Here is a 16,847-nt window from a genome sequence, read left to right as displayed (position 1 = left end):
ACCGATCCTGCGCCGTCGCGGCCGCCCTGCCCACCGTCCTGCGACCTAGGTCCGAGGGCCGGCCCCTGCCCCCGCGCTCCGGTCACGCGCCGTGGCCCGCCGCGGCGCCGCCCACTACCTTCGTGGGTGACCGCGACCCGCCGCACGCCCGAAAGACCCGCCGCACGCCCGAAAGGGGAACCGGATCGTGAAGGCCATCCGTCGTTTCACCGTCCGCCCGGTCCTGCCCGAACCGCTCGCCCCGCTCCAGGAACTGGCGCGCAACCTGCGCTGGTCGTGGCACGCCGGCACCCGTGACCTGTTCGCCGCCGTCGACCCGGAGCGCTGGACCGCCTGCGACGGCGACCCGATGCGACTGCTCGGGAGCGTGCCACCCGCCCGGCTCGCCGAACTCGCCGCCGACGAAGCCTTCCTGGCCCGCCTCAGCGAGGTCGCCGACGACCTGCGCGGCTATCTGCACGACGACCGCTGGTACCAGACACGGGCCCAGCAGTCCGCACCGGGCGAACTCCCGTCCGCCGTCGCCTACTTCTCACCCGAGTTCGGCGTCACGGCCGCGCTGCCGCAGTACTCGGGCGGCCTCGGCATCCTCGCCGGGGACCACCTGAAAGCGGCCAGCGACCTCGGCGTCCCGCTCATCGGCGTGGGGCTGCTGTACCGGCACGGCTACTTCCGGCAGTCGCTGTCCCGGGACGGCTGGCAGCAGGAGACGTACCCGGTCATCGACCCGAACGAGCTGCCGCTGGGCCTGCTGCGGGAGAGCGACGGGACCCCGGCGCACGTCGGGATCGCGCTGCCCGGCGGACAGCGGCTGCTCGCCCGGGTCTGGCTGGCACAGGTCGGCCGCGTCCCGCTGCTGATGCTGGACTCCGACGTCGAGGAGAACGGCGCGCACGAACGCGAGGTGACCGACCGGCTGTACGGGGGCGGGAGCGAGCACCGGCTGCTCCAGGAGATGCTGCTCGGCATCGGCGGGGTGCGGGCCGTGCGCGCGTACTGCCGGATCACCGGGCACCCGGCCCCCGAGGTGTTCCACACGAACGAGGGGCACGCCGGGTTCCTCGGAGTGGAGCGCATCGCCGAACTGGCCACGCAGGGACTGGACTTCGACTCCGCGCTGGAGGCCGTCCGGGCCGGCACCGTCTTCACCACGCACACGCCGGTCCCCGCCGGCATCGACCGCTTCGACCGCGAACTCCTCGCCCGACACTTCGGCCACGACGCCGAACTGCCCGGCATCGACGTGCAGCAGATCCTTGGGCTGGGCATGGAGACGTACCCGGGCGGCGACCCCAACGTCTTCAACATGGCGGTGATGGGGCTGCGCCTCGCCCAGCGCGCCAACGGCGTCTCCACGCTGCACGGCGCCGTGAGCCGGAAGATGTTCTCCGGACTGTGGCCGGGCTTCGACCCGGAGGAGGTGCCGATCACCTCGGTGACCAACGGGGTGCACGCGCCGACGTGGGTCGCCCCGGAGGTCTTCCGGCTCGGCGCCCGGCAGATGGGGGAGCGGCGCACCGAGGACGCCCTGTCGGTCGGCGGCTCGGACCGCTGGGACGCGGTCGGCGAGATCCCGGACCGGGACATCTGGGACCTGCGCCGCACGCTGCGCGGCCGGCTCGTCGAGGAGGTACGCGCACGGCTCGCCGCCTCCTGGCGCCAGCGCGGCGCCGGAGCGGCCGAACTCGGCTGGATAGACGGCGTGTTGGACCCGGACGTGCTGACCATCGGGTTCGCGCGGCGGGTCCCCTCGTACAAGAGGCTCACGCTGATGCTGCGCGACCCGGACCGGCTGATGCGGCTGCTCCTCGACGAGGAGCGGCCCGTGCAGATCGTCGTCGCGGGCAAGGCGCACCCCGCCGACGACGGCGGCAAGCGCCTCGTCCAGGAACTGGTCCGCTTCACCGACGACCCGCGGGTGCGCCACCGCATCGTGTTCCTGCCCGACTACGGGATGGCGATGGCGCAGAAGCTCTACCCCGGCTGCGACATCTGGCTCAACAACCCGCTCAGGCCGCTGGAGGCCTGCGGTACCTCCGGCATGAAGGCCGCCCTGAACGGCTGCCTCAACCTCTCGGTCCTGGACGGCTGGTGGGACGAGTGGTTCGCGCCGGACTTCGGCTGGGCGATCCCCACCGCCGACGGCACGGCGACCGACGAGCACCGGCGCGACGACCTGGAGGCCGCCGCGCTCTACGACCTGCTGGAGCGCCGGGTGGCCCCCCGCTTCTACGAGCAGGGCAGGGACGGACTGCCCGACCGCTGGATCGAGATGGTCCGCCAGACGCTCACGCACCTCGGCCCGAAGGTCCTGGCGGGCCGCATGGTCCGCGAGTACGTCGAGAAGCTGTACGCCCCGGCGGCCCGCGCCGACCGGGCCCTGAACCCGGACGCGGCACGGGAGTTGGCGGCGTGGAAGGCCCGGGTGCGGGCGGCCTGGCCCCGCGTCGCGGTCGACCACGTCGAGGCGTCGGCGGCCACGGCCGAGCTGGGGGCGACGCTCGCGCTGCACGTGCGGGTGGCCCTCGGTGACCTGGCCCCCGACGACGTGGACGTCCAGGCGGTCGCGGGCCGCGTCGATGCCGAGGACAGCATCGCGGAGGCCGTCACGGTCCCGCTGAAACCGGTCGCGGGCCCGGACGAGACGGGCCGCTGGTCCTACGAGGGGCCCCTCGCCCTGGACCGCACGGGCCCCTACGGCTACACGGTCCGCATTCTGCCCACGCACCGGCTGCTCACCTCGGCGGCCGAGGCGGGACTCGTGACCGTGCCGTCGGAGGCGGTGGGGGAGGGCGCCGGCGTGCTGATGCGCTGAGCCCGGGACGCGAAGGCGCCCGGACCGTCAGGGGTCCGGGCGCCGTCCGACTGGCCGATCCTGGCTGCTACTTGACGTTCACGCCCGCCCACGCCGCGGCCACGGCCTTGTACTCCGCCGAGTCGGCGCCGTACAGGTCCTTCGCCGCGCTGAGCGTGCCGGTGCGCGCCGCCGCGTAGTTGGTGCTCGACGTGAAGTACGTCGTGAGCGCCTTGAACCAGATCTGCTCGGCCTTGTCACGGCCGATCCCCGTGACGGTCGAGCCGTCGGAGGTGGGGGAGTCGTAGGCGACGCCGTTGATCGTCTTCTTGCCGCTGCCCTCGCTGAGCAGGTAGAAGAAGTGGTTCGCGATGCCGGACGAGTAGTGCACGTCGACGTTGCCCGCGCCGCTCTTCCAGGCGTCGAGCGAGGCGCCGTCCTTGCTCGGCTTGTCCATGTAGCGCAGCGGGGAGCCGTCGCCGTTGATGTCGATCTCTTCGCCGATGAGGTAGTCGCCGACGTCCTTGCTGTTGTTGGCGTAGAACTCGACCGAGGTGCCGAAGATGTCGGACGTGGCCTCGTTCAGGCCGCCGGACTCACCGCTGTAGATGAGGCCCGCGGTCGCCGCGGTGACGCCGTGGCTCATCTCGTGCGCGGCCACGTCGAGGGCGGTCAGCGGGTTCTTGTTGCCCTCGCCGTCGCCGTACGTCATGCAGAAGCAGCTGTCGTCCCAGAACGCGTTGACGTACGCGTTGCCGTAGTGGACGCGGGAGTAGGCGCCCTTGCCGTCGCCGTTGATGCCGCTGCGGCCGAAGACTTCCTTGTAGTAGTCCCAGGTCTCCGCGGCGCCGTAGGCGGCGTCGACGCCGGCCGTGGCCGGGTCGTTGACCGTGCCGTCGCCCCACTTGTCGTCGGCGTCGGTGAACAGCGTGCCCTTGCCGGACGAGCCGTTCTTGAGGTTGTACGTGGAGTGGCCGCCGCGGCCGCCGTCCGTGAGGTTGTAGGTGGAGCCGGACTTGGTCGTCCCGAGCTCCACGGTGCCGCTGTACTCGGACTCGCCGGTGCCGGTCTTGATCTCGTCGAACTGGGTGATCTTCTTGCCGCTCGCGGCGTCGGTGATCACGTGCAGCCGGCTGGGCGTGCCGTCCTTCTTGGTGGACTTCACGACCTTCTCGTACGCGAGTCTCGGCGTGCCGGTCGCCGCCCAGACGACCTTGCGGGCGCCGGAGGGGGCCGCCTTGAGGGAGGCACCGGTGGTCGCGACGTCGATCGACTTCGACGTGGCCTTGGTGACGCCCTCGCGCTTGCCGGTCTTGCTCTCGTGCACGACCAGGTCGCCGCCGAGGACCGGGAGGCCGTCGTAGGTGCGCTCGTAGCGGGTGTGGGTCGCACCGTCGTGGTCCTTGACCACGTCGCGGACGACGAGCTTCTCCTTGGAGTCGAGCTTCAACTCCTTGGCCGTCTGCGCGGTGTCGGCGCTCGCGTCCTTGATGAGGTCCGCGCGGGCCGAGGCGCTCAGGGCCAGTGGGGTGGCTCCGGGGGCGGAGGGCTGGGCGGAGGCGCCGGTGGCGGTGAAGGTCCCGGCGATCAGCGCGCCGGCGGCGACGGCCGTGGCGATGGACAGGGAGGTGCGACGGGATATGTGAGCACTCACGAAGAAAGCTCCTTGTGGGGTGGTGGGGGGAGAGCTTTGCCGTGCGGGTGGTACGCATGGTGCTTGGTGGTGCTTGCGGTGCGAACACTGCGGGAAAACTTTGACAGTTGAGGACCGTACGTGTCATGTACGTGACCGCAGGTTGGCCGGAATTCGTCCGTTGAGTGAAAACTGACGCACGGATTGCGAACGGAATGTTTCGTGGAACGCCTGAACGGGCGCGCCGCCCCGGGGAGTTGAACCACCGGAGCGACGCGCCCAGCCGTGGGGAGGCGTGCCTACGGGAACGTCAGCTTGAAGCTGTTGATGTAGCCCACGTCCTGCGGACCGAGGTCCTGGACCTTCAGCTTCCAGACACCGTTCGCGTTCTCGGTCGAGGCGTTGACCGTGTACGTGGTCTGGATGTTGGGCGTCGGGTCGTACACGGAGGAGTGCAGCCGGTACGACTTCCCGCTCGGGCCGACCAGGTCGACCTGCAGGTCACCGCTCCAGGTGTGCACGATGTCGACGCCGACCTTCAGCGTGGACGGCGCCTTGCCGGCGATGCCGGAGACCGTGACGGAGGAGGTGACCGCCGCGCCGGGCGAGTCGGGGATGTTCACGTTGGCGTCGTTCGTGAACGTCTTGCCGGTGCCCGGGTCGCCGCCGCCGGAGCGGGCGCCGACGTTGATCGCGGCGAACGCGTCCTGCACGGCCTTGTACTCGGTGGACGTGGTCCCGTACAGCTCACCGGCCGCCGCGAGCGCACCGGTGCGCGCACCGGCGTAGTTCGTCGTCGACGTGAACTTCGTGGTGAGCGCCTTGAACCAGATCAGCGCCGCCTTGTCCCGGCCGATGCCGGTGACGGGCAGACCGTCGGAGGTCGGCGAGTCGTAGCTCGTGCCGTTGACGACCTTCGCCCCGCTGCCCTCGCTGAGCAGGTAGAAGAAGTGGTTCGCCGGGCCCGACGAGTAGTGCACGTCGACGCCGCCGAGGCCGGAGTACCAGGCGTCCTTGGACGCGCCGTCCTTGCTCGGCTTGTCCATGTAGCGCAGCGGGGTGCCGTCGCCGTTGATGTTGATCTTCTCGCCGACGAGGTAGTCACCCGGGTCGGACGGGTTGTTGGCGTAGAACTCGACGGCCGCGGCGAAGATGTCGGAGGTGGCCTCGTTCAGGCCGCCCGACTCACCGCTGTAGTTGAGGCCCGCGGTGTTCGAGGTGACGCCGTGCGTCATCTCGTGCGCGGCCACGTCGATCGACGTGAGCGGGTGCGTGTTGCTGGTGCCGTCCCCGTACGTCATGCAGAAGCAGCTGTCGTCCCAGAACGCGTTGACGTAGTTGTTGCCGTAGTGCACCCGGCTGTACGCACCGACACCGTCCCCGCGGATGCCCGTGCGGCCGTGCACGTTCTTATAGTAGTCCCACGTCAGCGCGGCACCGTAGTGCGCGTCGGCGGCGGCCGTCTCGGTGTTGGTGGGGTTGCCGTTGCCCCACGAGTCGTCGGGGCCGGAGTAGAGCGTGCCCGTCCCGGACGTGCCGTGGTTCAGGTTGTACGTCTTGTGCCCGCCGCGCGTCGTGTCGTTGAGCGTGTACGTCGATCCCGACTGCGAGGTGTTCAGCGGGACGCTGCCGCTGTACTGCGTGTTGCCGGTGCCGTTCTCGATGGCCTGCCACTCGTGCAGCTTCTTGCCGGAGGCGGCGTCGGTGATGACGTGCAGCTCGTTCGGCGTGCCGTCGTCCTGGAGGCCGCCGACCACCGTCTCGTACGCGAGCGTGGGCCGGCCCTTGGCCGCGCCCTGGCCCAGCCACACGACCTTGCGCGGCGCGCGGTCGGCCGCGGTCTTCTGCGAACCGTCGGCCTTCGCCAGCTTCAGCGCCTGGGCCTCGGCGGTGGCCGGCTTGACGTCGGCGGTCGTGTCGACGCCCTTGAGCTGGGCCTTCGACGCCTTCGTCACGCCTTGTTCGGCGCCGGACTTGGCCGTGTCGACGATCAGGTCACCACCGAGGACCGGCAGCCCGGCGTACGTCCGCTCGTAGCGGGTGTGCGTCGTGCCGTCCTGGTCCTGCAGCACGTCCCGTACGACGAGTTTCTCCTGGGTGCCGAGGCCCAGGTCCTTCGCGGTGTCGGCCTTCGCCTTCGTGGTGTTCGCCGCGCGCAGCAGCGCGGCGCGCTTGGCGGGGGAGAGCTTCACCGGCAGGGCGCCCGGGTCGGCACCGCGGGTGGCGTTCGCGGTGGCCTGTGCCGCCGGGTTCGCGTCCCGGGCGTCGGCCGCGGTGGCCGGACCCGACTGGAACGCGACGGCGAGCAGGGCGGTGACGGCTCCGACGGCCGCGGCGGCGGTGGCGCGGCGTCTGTGAGAGGTGGAGGTGCTTCTCAACGCGTGACTCCTTCTGCATGGCCGCGGTGGTTGCGCGACCAGTGGGGACCGCACGGCGGGTGGCCGTCCGGGCAGAACGCAGAGCAGGCGGTGCGGTGACGCATGAAGCAGGTGCTGTGGCCGCGTCGCCCGGGTGCTGTGGGGCGGCTGTGCGGCGGCCGTGGGGAAGAGTGGCAGCAGAGAACGCTGTCTGTCAGGGGCGCATCAATAGGTTGGCCGGATTCGGTCCGGTGCGCGGAGGGCCGTGTTCGTTATGCGGAGCCGCCCCCTGGTGACCTGCACGGGTGTGCGAACCGGCCCGGGAAGTCCCCGCCCACCTCGGGGGACGCGGCCCGGGACGGAGCTGCCCGGCGTCCGGAACGGATGGGTCCGGTGGTGCGGCCGGGGCGGGGCAGACGCGTCGGGTCGGCGCGTCGGCGCCGGGGCCCCACGGAGCACGTGGCTGCTTTTCACCGCCCGGCGCTCCCGGACCCCGGACCCCGCCGCACGCGACCGACGCAGCTGCCTCCAACGCCGCGCCCTGCGCGCGCAGTTCGGCGACCCCGTTCCCGTCCCCGTACGGGGCGTCCATGGCGGCCAGGACGTCGTCCGTCCATGGCGGCCGTGGACGTCGTCCGGCGCCCCGGACGTCACGGGAAGGGGCGGGCGTCGCGGGAAGGGGCGGATGTCACGGGAAGGGGCGGGCGTCGCGGGAAGGGGCGGATGTCACGGGAAGGGGCGGGCGTCGCGGGAAGTGGCGGGTGTCACCCCACCAAGCTCTCCCGCCACGCCCGGTGCAGCTCGGCGAACGAGCCCGTCCCCGCGATGAGTTCGGCCGGGGAGCCGTCCTCGACGATCCGGCCGTGCTCCATCACCAGGACCCGGTCCGCGATCTCCACCGTCGACAGGCGGTGCGCGATCACCACCGCGGTGCGGCCGCGCAGCACCGTGAGCATCGCCCGCTGCACCGCCCGCTCCCCGGGCACGTCCAGGGAACTGGTCGCCTCGTCGAGGATCAGCACCGCCGGGTCGGCCAGCAGGGCGCGCGCGAAGGCCACCAACTGGCGCTGCCCCGCCGAGATCCGGCCGCCGCGCTTGCGCACGTCCGTGTCGTACCCGTCGGGCAGCGCGCGGATGAAGTCGTGGGCGCCGATCGCCTTCGCCGCCCGCTCGATCTCCTCCCGGCTCGCCTCGGGCCGGCCGATCGCGATGTTCTCGGCGACCGTCCCGGAGAACAGGAACGCCTCCTGGGTCACCATCACCACCCCGCGCCGCAGGTCCGCGTGGGACAGCTCGCGCAGGTCGACGCCGTCGAGCAGGACCTGCCCGTGCGAGGGGTCGTAGAAGCGGGCGAGCAGCTTGGCCAGCGTCGACTTGCCCGCGCCCGTTGAGCCGACCACCGCCACCGTCTGCCCGGCCGGCAGCCGCAGAGCGAACTGCGGCAGCACCTCGCCGCCCGTGCGGTAGCCGAAGGAGACCTCCGCGAACTCGACCTCCCGGCCTGGGCGTTCGTCGACGGGGGCGGGCAGCGGGCGGGGCGCGGCCGGCTCCGGCACCGACGGCACCTGCTCCAGCAGGCCCGAGATCTTCTTGAGGGACGCGGCCGCGGACTCGTAGGCGTTGAGGAACATCGCCAGGCGGTCGATGGGGTCGTACAGGCGGCGGATGAACAGGACCGCGGCCGCCAGCACGCCCAGCTCCAGCGTGCCGCCCGCCACCCGGTACGCGCCCCACAGCACCATGCCCGCCACCGCCACGTTGGCGATCAGGCGGGACACGACGACGTAGCGGGCCATCTCCAGCATGGCCGTCCCGTTGGCCCGTTCGTGCCGGTGGTTCAGGGCGGCGAAGTGCGCGTCGTTGGCCCGCTCCCGGCGGAACGCACGCACCGGCCGGATGCCGTTCATCGTCTCGACGAACTTCACGATGACCGCCGCGATGGCCGAGGACCGCTCCCCGTACGCCTGCGCGGCCCGCCGCCGGTAGCGCCGGATCAGGACGGACAGCGGGACGAAGGAGAGCGCGGCGACCGCGCCGATGCCCAGGTCGAGCCAGAGCAGCATGGCCGTGATGTAGAGCGAGGCGAGCACCACGTTGATCAGTTCCTGCAGGCCCTCGGAGAGCAGCTCGCGCAGCGACTCGACGTCCGTCGTGGCCCGGGAGATGACGCGGCCCGAGGTGTACCGGTCGTGGAAGTCGACACTGAGCGCCTGCGCGTGCCGGAAGATGCGGCTGCGCAGGTCCAGCAGCACGTTCTGGCTGACGCGGGCGGAGAACTGGACGTACGCGTACTGGAACGCGGCCGAGCAGCAGGCCGTCAGCAGGAACCCGGCGCCGACCGCGATCAGCGGGCCGTAGTCGTGCGTGCGGAACGCGGGCACCGCGCGGTCGATGGCGTACGCGACGATCAGCGGTCCCGACTGGACGGCCGCCTGCTGCAGCAGCAGCGCGAGGACGGTCAGCCAGACGCCGCGCCGGTGCGGCGCGAGCAGGGAACGCAGCAGCGCGCCCGTCGCGCCCTTGCGCGTCGGCAGGTCGTCCTGGTCGAACGGGTCGCCGGGGGAGGGGATCCTGACCTCCTCGTCCGCCGGTTCCGTGGCCGCACCGGTGTCCGCCGCCGTGTTCGCGGTGGTCGTCATGCCTGCTCCCCCTCGTCGCTCTCGCCCGACATCAGATACCGGTACTCGGCGTCGGTGCGCAGCAACTCCTGGTGCGTCCCCACCGCCGTGATGCGCCCGCCCGACAGCAGGGCGACCCGGTCCGCGAGCAGCACCGTGGACGGGCGGTGCGCGACGACGAGGGCGGTGCTGTCCGCGAGGACGCGGCGCAGCGCGGCCTCCACCGCGGCCTCCGTGTGCACGTCGAGCGCGGAGAGCGGATCGTCCAGGACCAGGAAGCGCGGCCCGCCCACGACCGAGCGCGCCAGGGCCAGCCGCTGGCGCTGCCCGCCCGACAGGCTCAGGCCCTGCTCGCCGACCTCCGTGTCGACGCCGTCCGGGAGCCGGCGCACGAAGTCGGCCTGCGCCACCCCGAGCGCCCGCTCCACCTGCTCGGGCGTGCCGTCGACCGCCCCCATCAGCACGTTCTCGGCGACGGACGCGGAGAACAGGGTCGGCTCCTCGAACGCCATCGAGACCAGCGTGCGCAACTCCTCGCGCGGCAGGGCCGCGATGTCCTGCCCGTCCAGCAGGATGCGCCCCGCCGTGACCTCGTACAGCCGGGGCACGAGCGCGGTCAGCGTCGTCTTGCCGCTGCCGGTCGCGCCGACCAGGGCCATCGTCTCGCCGGAGCGGATGTGCAGGTCGATCCCGGCGAGCGTGGGCGCGCAGTCCTCGGCGGCGTCCGGGTAGCGGAACACGACGCCGTCGAACCGCAGCCCGTCGGCCGGGAGCCGACGGCCCTGCTCCGGGACCGCCGCGTCCGCCGGGCGCACCCGGGGGTCCTCCTCGGCGGCGTCCAGGACCTCGAAGTAGCGCCGTGTCGCCGTCGCCGCCTCCTGGCTCATCGCCAGCAGGAAGCCGATGGACTCGATGGGCCAGCGCAGCGCCAGCGCCGTGGAGAGGAAGGCGACGAGGGTGCCCGCGGACAGGGCGCCGTCCGCGACCTGCGTCGTCCCGATGACCAGGGCCGCGCCGAGCGCCGCCTCCGGCAGCAGCGTGATCACCGCGAGGATGCCCGCGAGCAGCCGCGCCTTGACCAGCTCCGTGCCGCGCAGCTCGCTCGACAGGTCACGGAAGGCGCGGGCCTGGCTGCGGTGGCGGCCGAAGCCCTTGATGATCCGGATGCCGAGCACGGACTCCTCGACGACCGTCGTCAGATCGCCGACCTGGTCCTGGGCGCGGCGGGACGCCTGCGCGTACCCGTGCTCGAACCGGTAGCAGACCGCGATCAGCGGCACCGCCGGCGCGAGCAGCACGAGCCCGAGCCCCCAGTCCTGCACGACGAGCAGGGCGAGGCCGGCGCAGATCGTCACCCCGTTCACGATCAGGAACGTCAGGGGGAAGGCGAGGAACATCCGCACGACCATGAGGTCCGTCGTGCCGCGCGACAGGAGCTGGCCCGAGGCCCACCGGTCGTGGAAGGCGACCGGCAGCCGCTGCAGGTGCCGGTACAGGTCGGCGCGCATCGCCGCCTCGACGCTCGCCAGCGGCCGGGCGACCAGCCAGCGCCGCAGCCCGAACAGCAGCGCCTCCGCGACGCCGAGCGCGAGCAGCACCCCGGCGCCGAGCCACACGCCGCCCGGGTCCCGGTCGGTGACCGGCCCGTCCACGATCCACTTGAGCACCAGCGGGAACACGAGGCCCAGACACGACGCCATGACGGCCACCACGGCGGCCCCCGCCCAGCGCGCCCGCACAGGACGCACGTACGGCCACAGCCGCAGCAGCGTCCGCGAGGCCGACCGGCCCACGGGCACGGCGAGTTGAGGCGTCTCTTCGCTCCGGGCAGGGTCCGTGGCAGGTGCATGTGTGGTGGCCATCACGAGTGAGACTACGGATCGGCACTGACAATGCCACCGGGTTTCGGTCGCCCCGCGGTCGCCCCGAGTCGTAGCCCGCCATCAACCGATCGGCTGATCCCCCTTCGAGCGCGATGGGCGATGCCGGGGCCGCCCCCGCTCGGCGACGCTGGATCCATGACCACCACCAGTGCACCGCTCATCGAGGTCGCCGGGCTGCGCAAGACGTACGCCGGGCGGCCGGTCGTCGACGGAGTCTCCTTCAGTGTCGGCGAGGGGGAGATCTTCGGGATCCTCGGGCCGAACGGCGCCGGCAAGACCACGACCGTGGAGTGCGTCGAGGGGCTGCGGGTGCCGGACGAGGGCAGTGTCCGGGTCGCCGGGCTCGACCCCGTACGCGACCACGAACAGGTCACCCGCATCCTCGGCGCCCAGCTCCAGGAGAGCGAGGTCCAGGCCAAGCTCACCGTGCGGGAGGCCCTGGAGCTGTACACGTCCTTCTACCCGGACCCCCTCGACTGGCGGCCGCTGGCCGAGCGGCTGCGCCTGGAGGAGAAGCTCGGCACCCGCTTCGCCAAGCTCAGCGGCGGCCAGAAACAGCGCCTGTTCATCGCGCTCGCCCTCGTCGGCAACCCCCGGGTCGTCGTCCTCGACGAGCTGACCACCGGCCTGGACCCGCGTGCCCGCCGCGACACCTGGCAGCTCATCGAGGACGTGCGGGACAGCGGCGTCACCGTCCTGCTCGTCACGCACTTCATGGAGGAGGCGCAGCGGCTGTGCGACCGCATCGCCGTCATCGACAAGGGGCGCGTCGCCGCCCTGGACACCCCGGCCGGGCTCATCCGGCAGGCCGCGGGCGCCACCGTCATCTCCTTCACCCCGTCCGCGCCGCTCGACGAGAGGGAGCTGGCGGGCCTGCCCGGACTCTCCTCGACCGAGCACAGGGACGGCCGGGTGACCCTGACCGGCGGCGACGAGACCGTCAACGCCGTGATCACCCTGCTCGCCCGGCACCACGTCACCGCCCACCAACTCCGTGTCTCCGACGCCACGTTGGACGACGCGTTCCTCGACCTGACGGGAGTCGGCCAGTCATGAGCATCTCCGCCGCCACACCGGTACGCCTGCCCGGCGCGGGCGCCGCCGTCCTGCGATCCGAGGTCCGGCTGTTCCTGCGCGAGCCGGGCAGCCTCTTCGGGATCATGGTCTTCCCGCCCGTCCTGCTGGTGATCCTCGGCTCCATCCCGGCGTTCAAGGAGTCCGACTCCGGCCCGGACGGCCTGCGCCTCATCGACGCGTACGTCCCCGTCACCGTGTTGCTGCCGCTGATCGTGGCGGGCCTGCAGGCGATGGCACCGGTCATCGCCGGCTACCGGGAGCGCGGCATCCTGCGCCGGATGTCGACGACGCCGGTGCGCCCGCCCGCACTGCTCGGCGCACAGATGGTCATCCACGGCGCCGCCGCCCTGCTCTCCTCGCTGCTGTCGCTGGCCATCGGGCGGCTCGCGTTCGACGTACGGCTGCCGGAGCAGGCCCTCGGCTACCTGCTCGCGCTCGTGCTCTCCGTCGTCGCCGCACTGTCGCTCGGCGCGCTGGTCGCCGCCCGGGCCCGCTCCCAGAAGGTCGCGAGCGCCATCGGTTCCGCCGTGTTCTTCCCGAGCATGTTCTGCGCCGGGGTGTGGCTGCCGGTGCAGTCGATGCCGGACGCGCTCGCGAACATCGTCCAGCTCACACCGTTCGGTGCCGCCTCCCAGGCCATGAGCGAGGCCGCCGCCGGCGGCTGGCCGTGGGCGCACCTGGCCGTGCTCGTCGTGTGGACGGTAGCCCTGTCCGGTGCGGCCGCCCGCTGGTTCCGCTGGGAGTGAGGCGATGAACGCGGGCGCGGCTGTGCAGACTGAATGCATGACGACAGGAACGGACGAGCGCAGCGCCGCCGCGGAGGCGGCCAGGATCGTCGAGGAACGCTGGGCGAACTTCCACCGCTACGGGCCCTACGGAATGCTCGGCGTCGGCATCGTCCTGTCCGCCGCCACGGCCGATCTCATCGGCATGGACCGCATTGACTGGTACGTCTTCGTGCCGGTGTCCATCGCCGCGATCGCCCTCCAGCTGTGGTGGGGCAGGGCGATGCGCACCCGCCCCGGCCCCTCGACCGCGGGCGTCGTCTACTACTGGATCCGCTGGGCGCTCGCCTTCGTCGGCTCGCTGATCAACCCGTTCTACGTGTTCTACGCGGCCTGCGGCTACTTCGACGTGGAGCGGCTGCTGCCGCGGCGCCAGATCAGGCCGGGACTCTTCGCGGCGATCATCGTCGTGGCGGGTTCGCAGGCGGGCGGTTTCCCGCCGGAGAACTCGCTCGGCTGGATCCTGTTCGGCGGCCTGCTGGCCGTCAACTGCGTCCTGGTCGGCTTCATGGGGCACATCAACGGCAAGGAGAAGGACCAGGCCCGCATCCAGATCGAGACCATCGACGAACTGGAACGCACGAACACCGCGCTGCAGCAGGCCCTGGACGAGAACGCCCAGCTGCACCGCCAACTCCTCGTCCAGGCAAGGGAAGCGGGCGTTGCCGACGAACGCCGCCGGCTCGCCGCCGAGATCCACGACACCATCGCGCAGGGCCTGACCGGGATCATCGCCCAGCTCCAGGTCGTCGCCAACGCCTCTACCCTGGAGACCGCCCGCACCCACCTGGACCGCGCCAGCGACCTGGCCCGGCACAGTCTCGGCGAGGCCCGCCGCTCGGTGCACAACCTCTCCCCGGCGGCCCTGGCCGACGCCACGCTCCCCGAGGCGCTGAAGAAGACCGTCGCCGACTGGGCCGGACGCACCGGCGTACGCGCCGAGTTCACGCTCACCGGCACCGCGGAGCCCCTGCACGACGAGATCGAGGCGACGCTGCTGCGCATCGCCGAGGAGGCCCTGTCGAACGCGGCCCGGCACGCGCACGCCGGCCGTCTCGGCGTCACCCTCTCCTTCATGGCGGGCGAGGTCACCCTCGACGTGCGCGACGACGGGCGCGGCTTCGACCCGCTCGCCCTGCCCGCCCGCACCGGCACGGCGGGCTTCGGCCTCGACGGCATGCGGGCACGGGCCGAACGCCTCGCGGGCGACGTCACGATCGAGTCCGAGCCGGGCGGCGGCACGGCGATCTCCGCTCGCGTACCGTTGGTGCGCCATGACGACTGACACCACGATCACGCTCCTGATCGTCGACGACCACCCCGTCGTCCGCGACGGCCTGCGCGGCATGTTCGAGTCCGCCACCGGATTCACCGTGCTCGGCGAGGCGGCCGACGGCGTGGAGGCCGTCACCCGCACCGCCGAACTCGACCCGGACGTCGTCCTGATGGACCTGCGCATGCCCGGCGGGGGCGGCGTCGACGCCATCAAGGAACTGACCCGGCGCGGCGCCCGCGCCCGCGTCCTGGTCCTCACCACGTACGACACGGACTCCGACACCCTCCCCGCGATCGAGGCGGGCGCGACCGGCTACCTCCTCAAGGACGCGCCGCGCGAGGACCTCTTCGCGGCGGTGCGCGCCGCGGCGCAGGGCCGCACGGTGCTGTCGCCCGCGGTCGCCTCCCGCCTGGTCACGGCGGTACGCTCCCCCGCCGCGGCCACCGAGGACACCCTCTCGGCCCGCGAACGCGAGGTCCTGGTCCTGGTGTCCAAGGGCACCTCGAACAAGGAGATCGCGCGCGAGCTGTTCATCAGCGAGGCGACGGTGAAGACCCATCTCACCCACCTGTACGGCAAGTTGGGCGTGAAGGACCGCGCGGCCGCGGTGGCGGTGGCGTACGACCGCGGGATCCTCGGCTAGCCCGGTCCACTCGGCCGGCACGGTCCAGGGCCCTGCGGCGAAGGCCCTAGCGGATCTGCTCGGGGGTCACGGTCACCCACCGCTTGTCGGCGGTGACCTTCTGCCGCAGCTCCTTCTGCCGCTTCACCCCGTCCGCCTTCATCCCGTTCAGCTCCTTCATGTAGCTGTCCTTGCGGTTGACCCAGACCCGGACGCCCCCGTGCGCGACGTCCACCGACCGGAACAGCATCGGCCCGTCGCTCTTGGGGGTGTCCCCGGCCGCGAGGATCGGCTTCTTCCAGGCGTCGACGTACGTGCTGATGGCGGCGGGCTTGCCCTCGTACCAGGTCGCCGGGGCCCACAACGTCGGCGTCAACTCCCGGTTCTCCAGGGCCTTCTGGTCGAACGTCCCGGCCGCGATCTCCTTGCGCGAGCTCGTGACGTCACCCGTCTCGCGGTCCTTGAGCAGGGCGGCGACACCGAGCACGTTCTGCGGCTTCACGTCGTAGCCGTACTTCGGGTCGCCGAGCACCATGCGGACGAGGTCCTCGCTCGCGGCGCTCACCACGTACACCTCGATGCCGTGCGTGCGCAGCGCGTGGTACAGCTCCCGCATGCCGTCGGAGAACTCCGGCGGCTTCGCGCCGCCCGGCAGCGGCTTGTCGTACGCCAGCAACTCGTCGACGTAGCCCTTGAGTTGCTTGAGCGTGAACCCGGAGAAGATCTGGGCGGCCCACGGATAGCAGACCTGGTCGTCGACCTCGCACAGCCGGTTGTAGTACTCGGTCAGGGTCTCCTTGTGGGTGGCCGTGTCCTTGAAGGGGATCACCTTCAGCGACGGGTCCATGGTGTCCCGCGTCAGCACGCCCTTGGTCTCCAGGAAGGGCAGCAGCGACTCCTCCAGGTCGTTGCGGTACGTCGTGTTGTCCGCGTCGAAGGTCGCGTACGCGCCCTGGTGCTCGTGCGCCGCGATCACCCGGGCCAACTGCTGGGCCTGCGGTCTCGGCCAGTGCTTCAGCTGGGCGGCCACCGCGCGGACGTCACCGGAGGGGGTCGCGGCCGCGTCGGCCCCCGGCCACAGCACGGTCGTGGCGAGAGCGGCGGCGAGGGCGGCGCCCGCGGTGGCGAGCAGGAGGGGCTTCTTGCGCAGGGAGTCTGCCTTGGTGAAGTTCACGACGGGTCACCGTAGGGCGGCCGGGCGCCGCACGCCATGATCGAACTCACCGTGCGTGACCGGCATGCACCTGACGGGCGCGGGTAGCCGACAGGCGCCCGGCACGACACCGCGCCGGGTCGCATACTGGACCTCATGAGCACCGGCTCCCGCGAGTTCGTCCGCGCGACGCCACGGCCCGGCCCGATCGTCTCGGCGGTCGGCTACCGCACACAGGGCGTGCCGCCCACGGTCCACCGCGGCCTGCCGTCCCCGTACCTGACGCTGATCTTCACCCTCGACGGACCCGTCGTCAGCGGCGACACCCCCGAGCAGGCCACCGGCCCCGACGCCCTGCGCCACGACATCGTGGTGGGCGGCCTGCACCGCAGCCCGGCGTTCATCGCGCAGCCCGGCCACGAGGCCGGCATCCAGCTCGCGGTGCACCCGCTCGCGGCCCGCGCCCTGCTCGGCGTGCCGGCGTCCGCACTCGGCGGGGAACTCGTGACCGGGGGCACGGACGTGCTGGGCTCCCGCGCCGGGCACGTACGGGAGCGGATCGCCGAGCTGAGCGGCTGGAGCGAACGGTTCGCCTGTCTGGCCGGGTACCTGCTGCGCGACGTCGACCACGCCTTCGCCGGGGTGCGCC

Annotated in this window: 10 protein-coding genes and 1 pseudogene; 6 read left to right on the top strand and 5 right to left on the bottom strand. The window is 72.1% G+C overall.

Annotated features, from left to right (window positions below; genetic code table 11):
• Nucleotides 1–187 precede the first annotated feature (187 nt).
• Nucleotides 188–2,815: a glycosyltransferase family 1 protein gene (locus tag G3I40_RS31330; protein ID WP_164305988.1), complete on the top strand. Its 2,628-nt coding sequence runs from the start codon at nt 188–190 to the stop codon at nt 2,813–2,815.
• A gap of 67 nt (nt 2,816–2,882) precedes the next feature.
• On the opposite strand, the gene G3I40_RS31325 is transcribed toward G3I40_RS31330, so the two are convergent.
• The 4 genes from G3I40_RS31325 to G3I40_RS31310 form a co-directional block, all read right to left on the bottom strand.
• Nucleotides 2,883–4,448, bottom strand: a complete 1,566-nt coding sequence (locus G3I40_RS31325) for a M4 family metallopeptidase (RefSeq protein WP_164305987.1) — start codon at nt 4,446–4,448, stop codon at nt 2,883–2,885.
• Between the two features lie 278 nt (nt 4,449–4,726).
• A complete protein-coding gene (locus G3I40_RS31320) occupies nt 4,727–6,805 on the bottom strand; it encodes a M4 family metallopeptidase (RefSeq protein WP_164305986.1) in 2,079 nt (692 codons plus the stop codon).
• Nucleotides 6,806–7,548: 743 nt separating this feature from the next.
• Nucleotides 7,549–9,423, bottom strand: a complete 1,875-nt coding sequence (locus G3I40_RS31315) for an ABC transporter ATP-binding protein (RefSeq protein WP_164305985.1) — start codon at nt 9,421–9,423, stop codon at nt 7,549–7,551.
• Entirely contained in the window at nt 9,420–11,264 is a 1,845-nt protein-coding gene (locus tag G3I40_RS31310; protein ID WP_164305984.1) for an ABC transporter ATP-binding protein, read from the bottom strand. The genes G3I40_RS31315 and G3I40_RS31310 overlap by 4 nt, the downstream gene beginning before the upstream one ends.
• Nucleotides 11,265–11,420: 156 nt before the next feature.
• On the opposite strand from G3I40_RS31310, the gene G3I40_RS31305 reads away from it, so the two are divergent.
• From G3I40_RS31305 to G3I40_RS31290, 4 genes are read left to right on the top strand one after another with little or no spacing between them, the layout of a single operon-like run.
• Nucleotides 11,421–12,341, top strand: a complete 921-nt coding sequence (locus G3I40_RS31305; protein WP_164305983.1) for an ABC transporter ATP-binding protein — start codon at nt 11,421–11,423, stop codon at nt 12,339–12,341.
• Nucleotides 12,338–13,108: an ABC transporter permease gene (locus G3I40_RS31300; protein ID WP_164305982.1), complete on the top strand. Its 771-nt coding sequence runs from the start codon at nt 12,338–12,340 to the stop codon at nt 13,106–13,108. The genes G3I40_RS31305 and G3I40_RS31300 overlap by 4 nt, the downstream gene beginning before the upstream one ends.
• A gap of 37 nt (nt 13,109–13,145) precedes the next feature.
• Nucleotides 13,146–14,432 carry a sensor histidine kinase gene (locus G3I40_RS31295; protein WP_164305981.1) on the top strand — a complete coding sequence of 429 codons (1,287 nt, stop codon included), beginning with the start codon at nt 13,146–13,148 and terminating at the stop codon, nt 14,430–14,432.
• On the top strand, nt 14,422–15,066 hold the full coding sequence (locus tag G3I40_RS31290) for a response regulator transcription factor (protein ID WP_164305980.1): 645 nt from the start codon (nt 14,422–14,424) through the stop codon (nt 15,064–15,066). Before G3I40_RS31295 ends, G3I40_RS31290 begins: the two co-directional genes overlap by 11 nt.
• A 46-nt stretch (nt 15,067–15,112) precedes the next feature.
• Here the strand turns inward: G3I40_RS31290 and G3I40_RS31285 are convergent, their stop codons facing one another.
• Complete coding sequence (locus tag G3I40_RS31285; protein ID WP_343245074.1) at nt 15,113–16,219, bottom strand: haloacid dehalogenase-like hydrolase; 1,107 nt, start codon at nt 16,217–16,219, stop codon at nt 15,113–15,115.
• Nucleotides 16,220–16,354: 135 nt separating this feature from the next.
• On the opposite strand from G3I40_RS31285, the pseudogene G3I40_RS31280 reads away from it, so the two are divergent.
• Nucleotides 16,355–16,847 (top strand): annotated as a pseudogene (locus G3I40_RS31280) (AraC family transcriptional regulator); the annotation flags it as partial.

This window comes from Streptomyces sp. SID14478 (assembly GCF_010548525.1).
Lineage (GTDB): Bacteria > Actinomycetota > Actinomycetes > Streptomycetales > Streptomycetaceae > Streptomyces.
This window is presented reverse-complemented; position numbering and strand designations above follow the sequence as displayed.

Excerpts from the sequence above, each read along its gene's own strand:
- G3I40_RS31315 (WP_164305985.1), bottom strand. The coding sequence starts at position 9,423 with ATGACGACCACCGCGAACACGGCGGCGGACACCGGTGCGGCCACGGAA.
- G3I40_RS31310 (WP_164305984.1), bottom strand. The coding sequence starts at position 11,264 with ATGGCCACCACACATGCACCTGCCACGGACCCTGCCCGGAGCGAAGAG.
- G3I40_RS31305 (WP_164305983.1), top strand. The coding sequence starts at position 11,421 with ATGACCACCACCAGTGCACCGCTCATCGAGGTCGCCGGGCTGCGCAAG.
- G3I40_RS31300 (WP_164305982.1), top strand. The coding sequence starts at position 12,338 with ATGAGCATCTCCGCCGCCACACCGGTACGCCTGCCCGGCGCGGGCGCC.
- G3I40_RS31295 (WP_164305981.1), top strand. The coding sequence starts at position 13,146 with ATGACGACAGGAACGGACGAGCGCAGCGCCGCCGCGGAGGCGGCCAGG.
- G3I40_RS31290 (WP_164305980.1), top strand. The coding sequence starts at position 14,422 with ATGACGACTGACACCACGATCACGCTCCTGATCGTCGACGACCACCCC.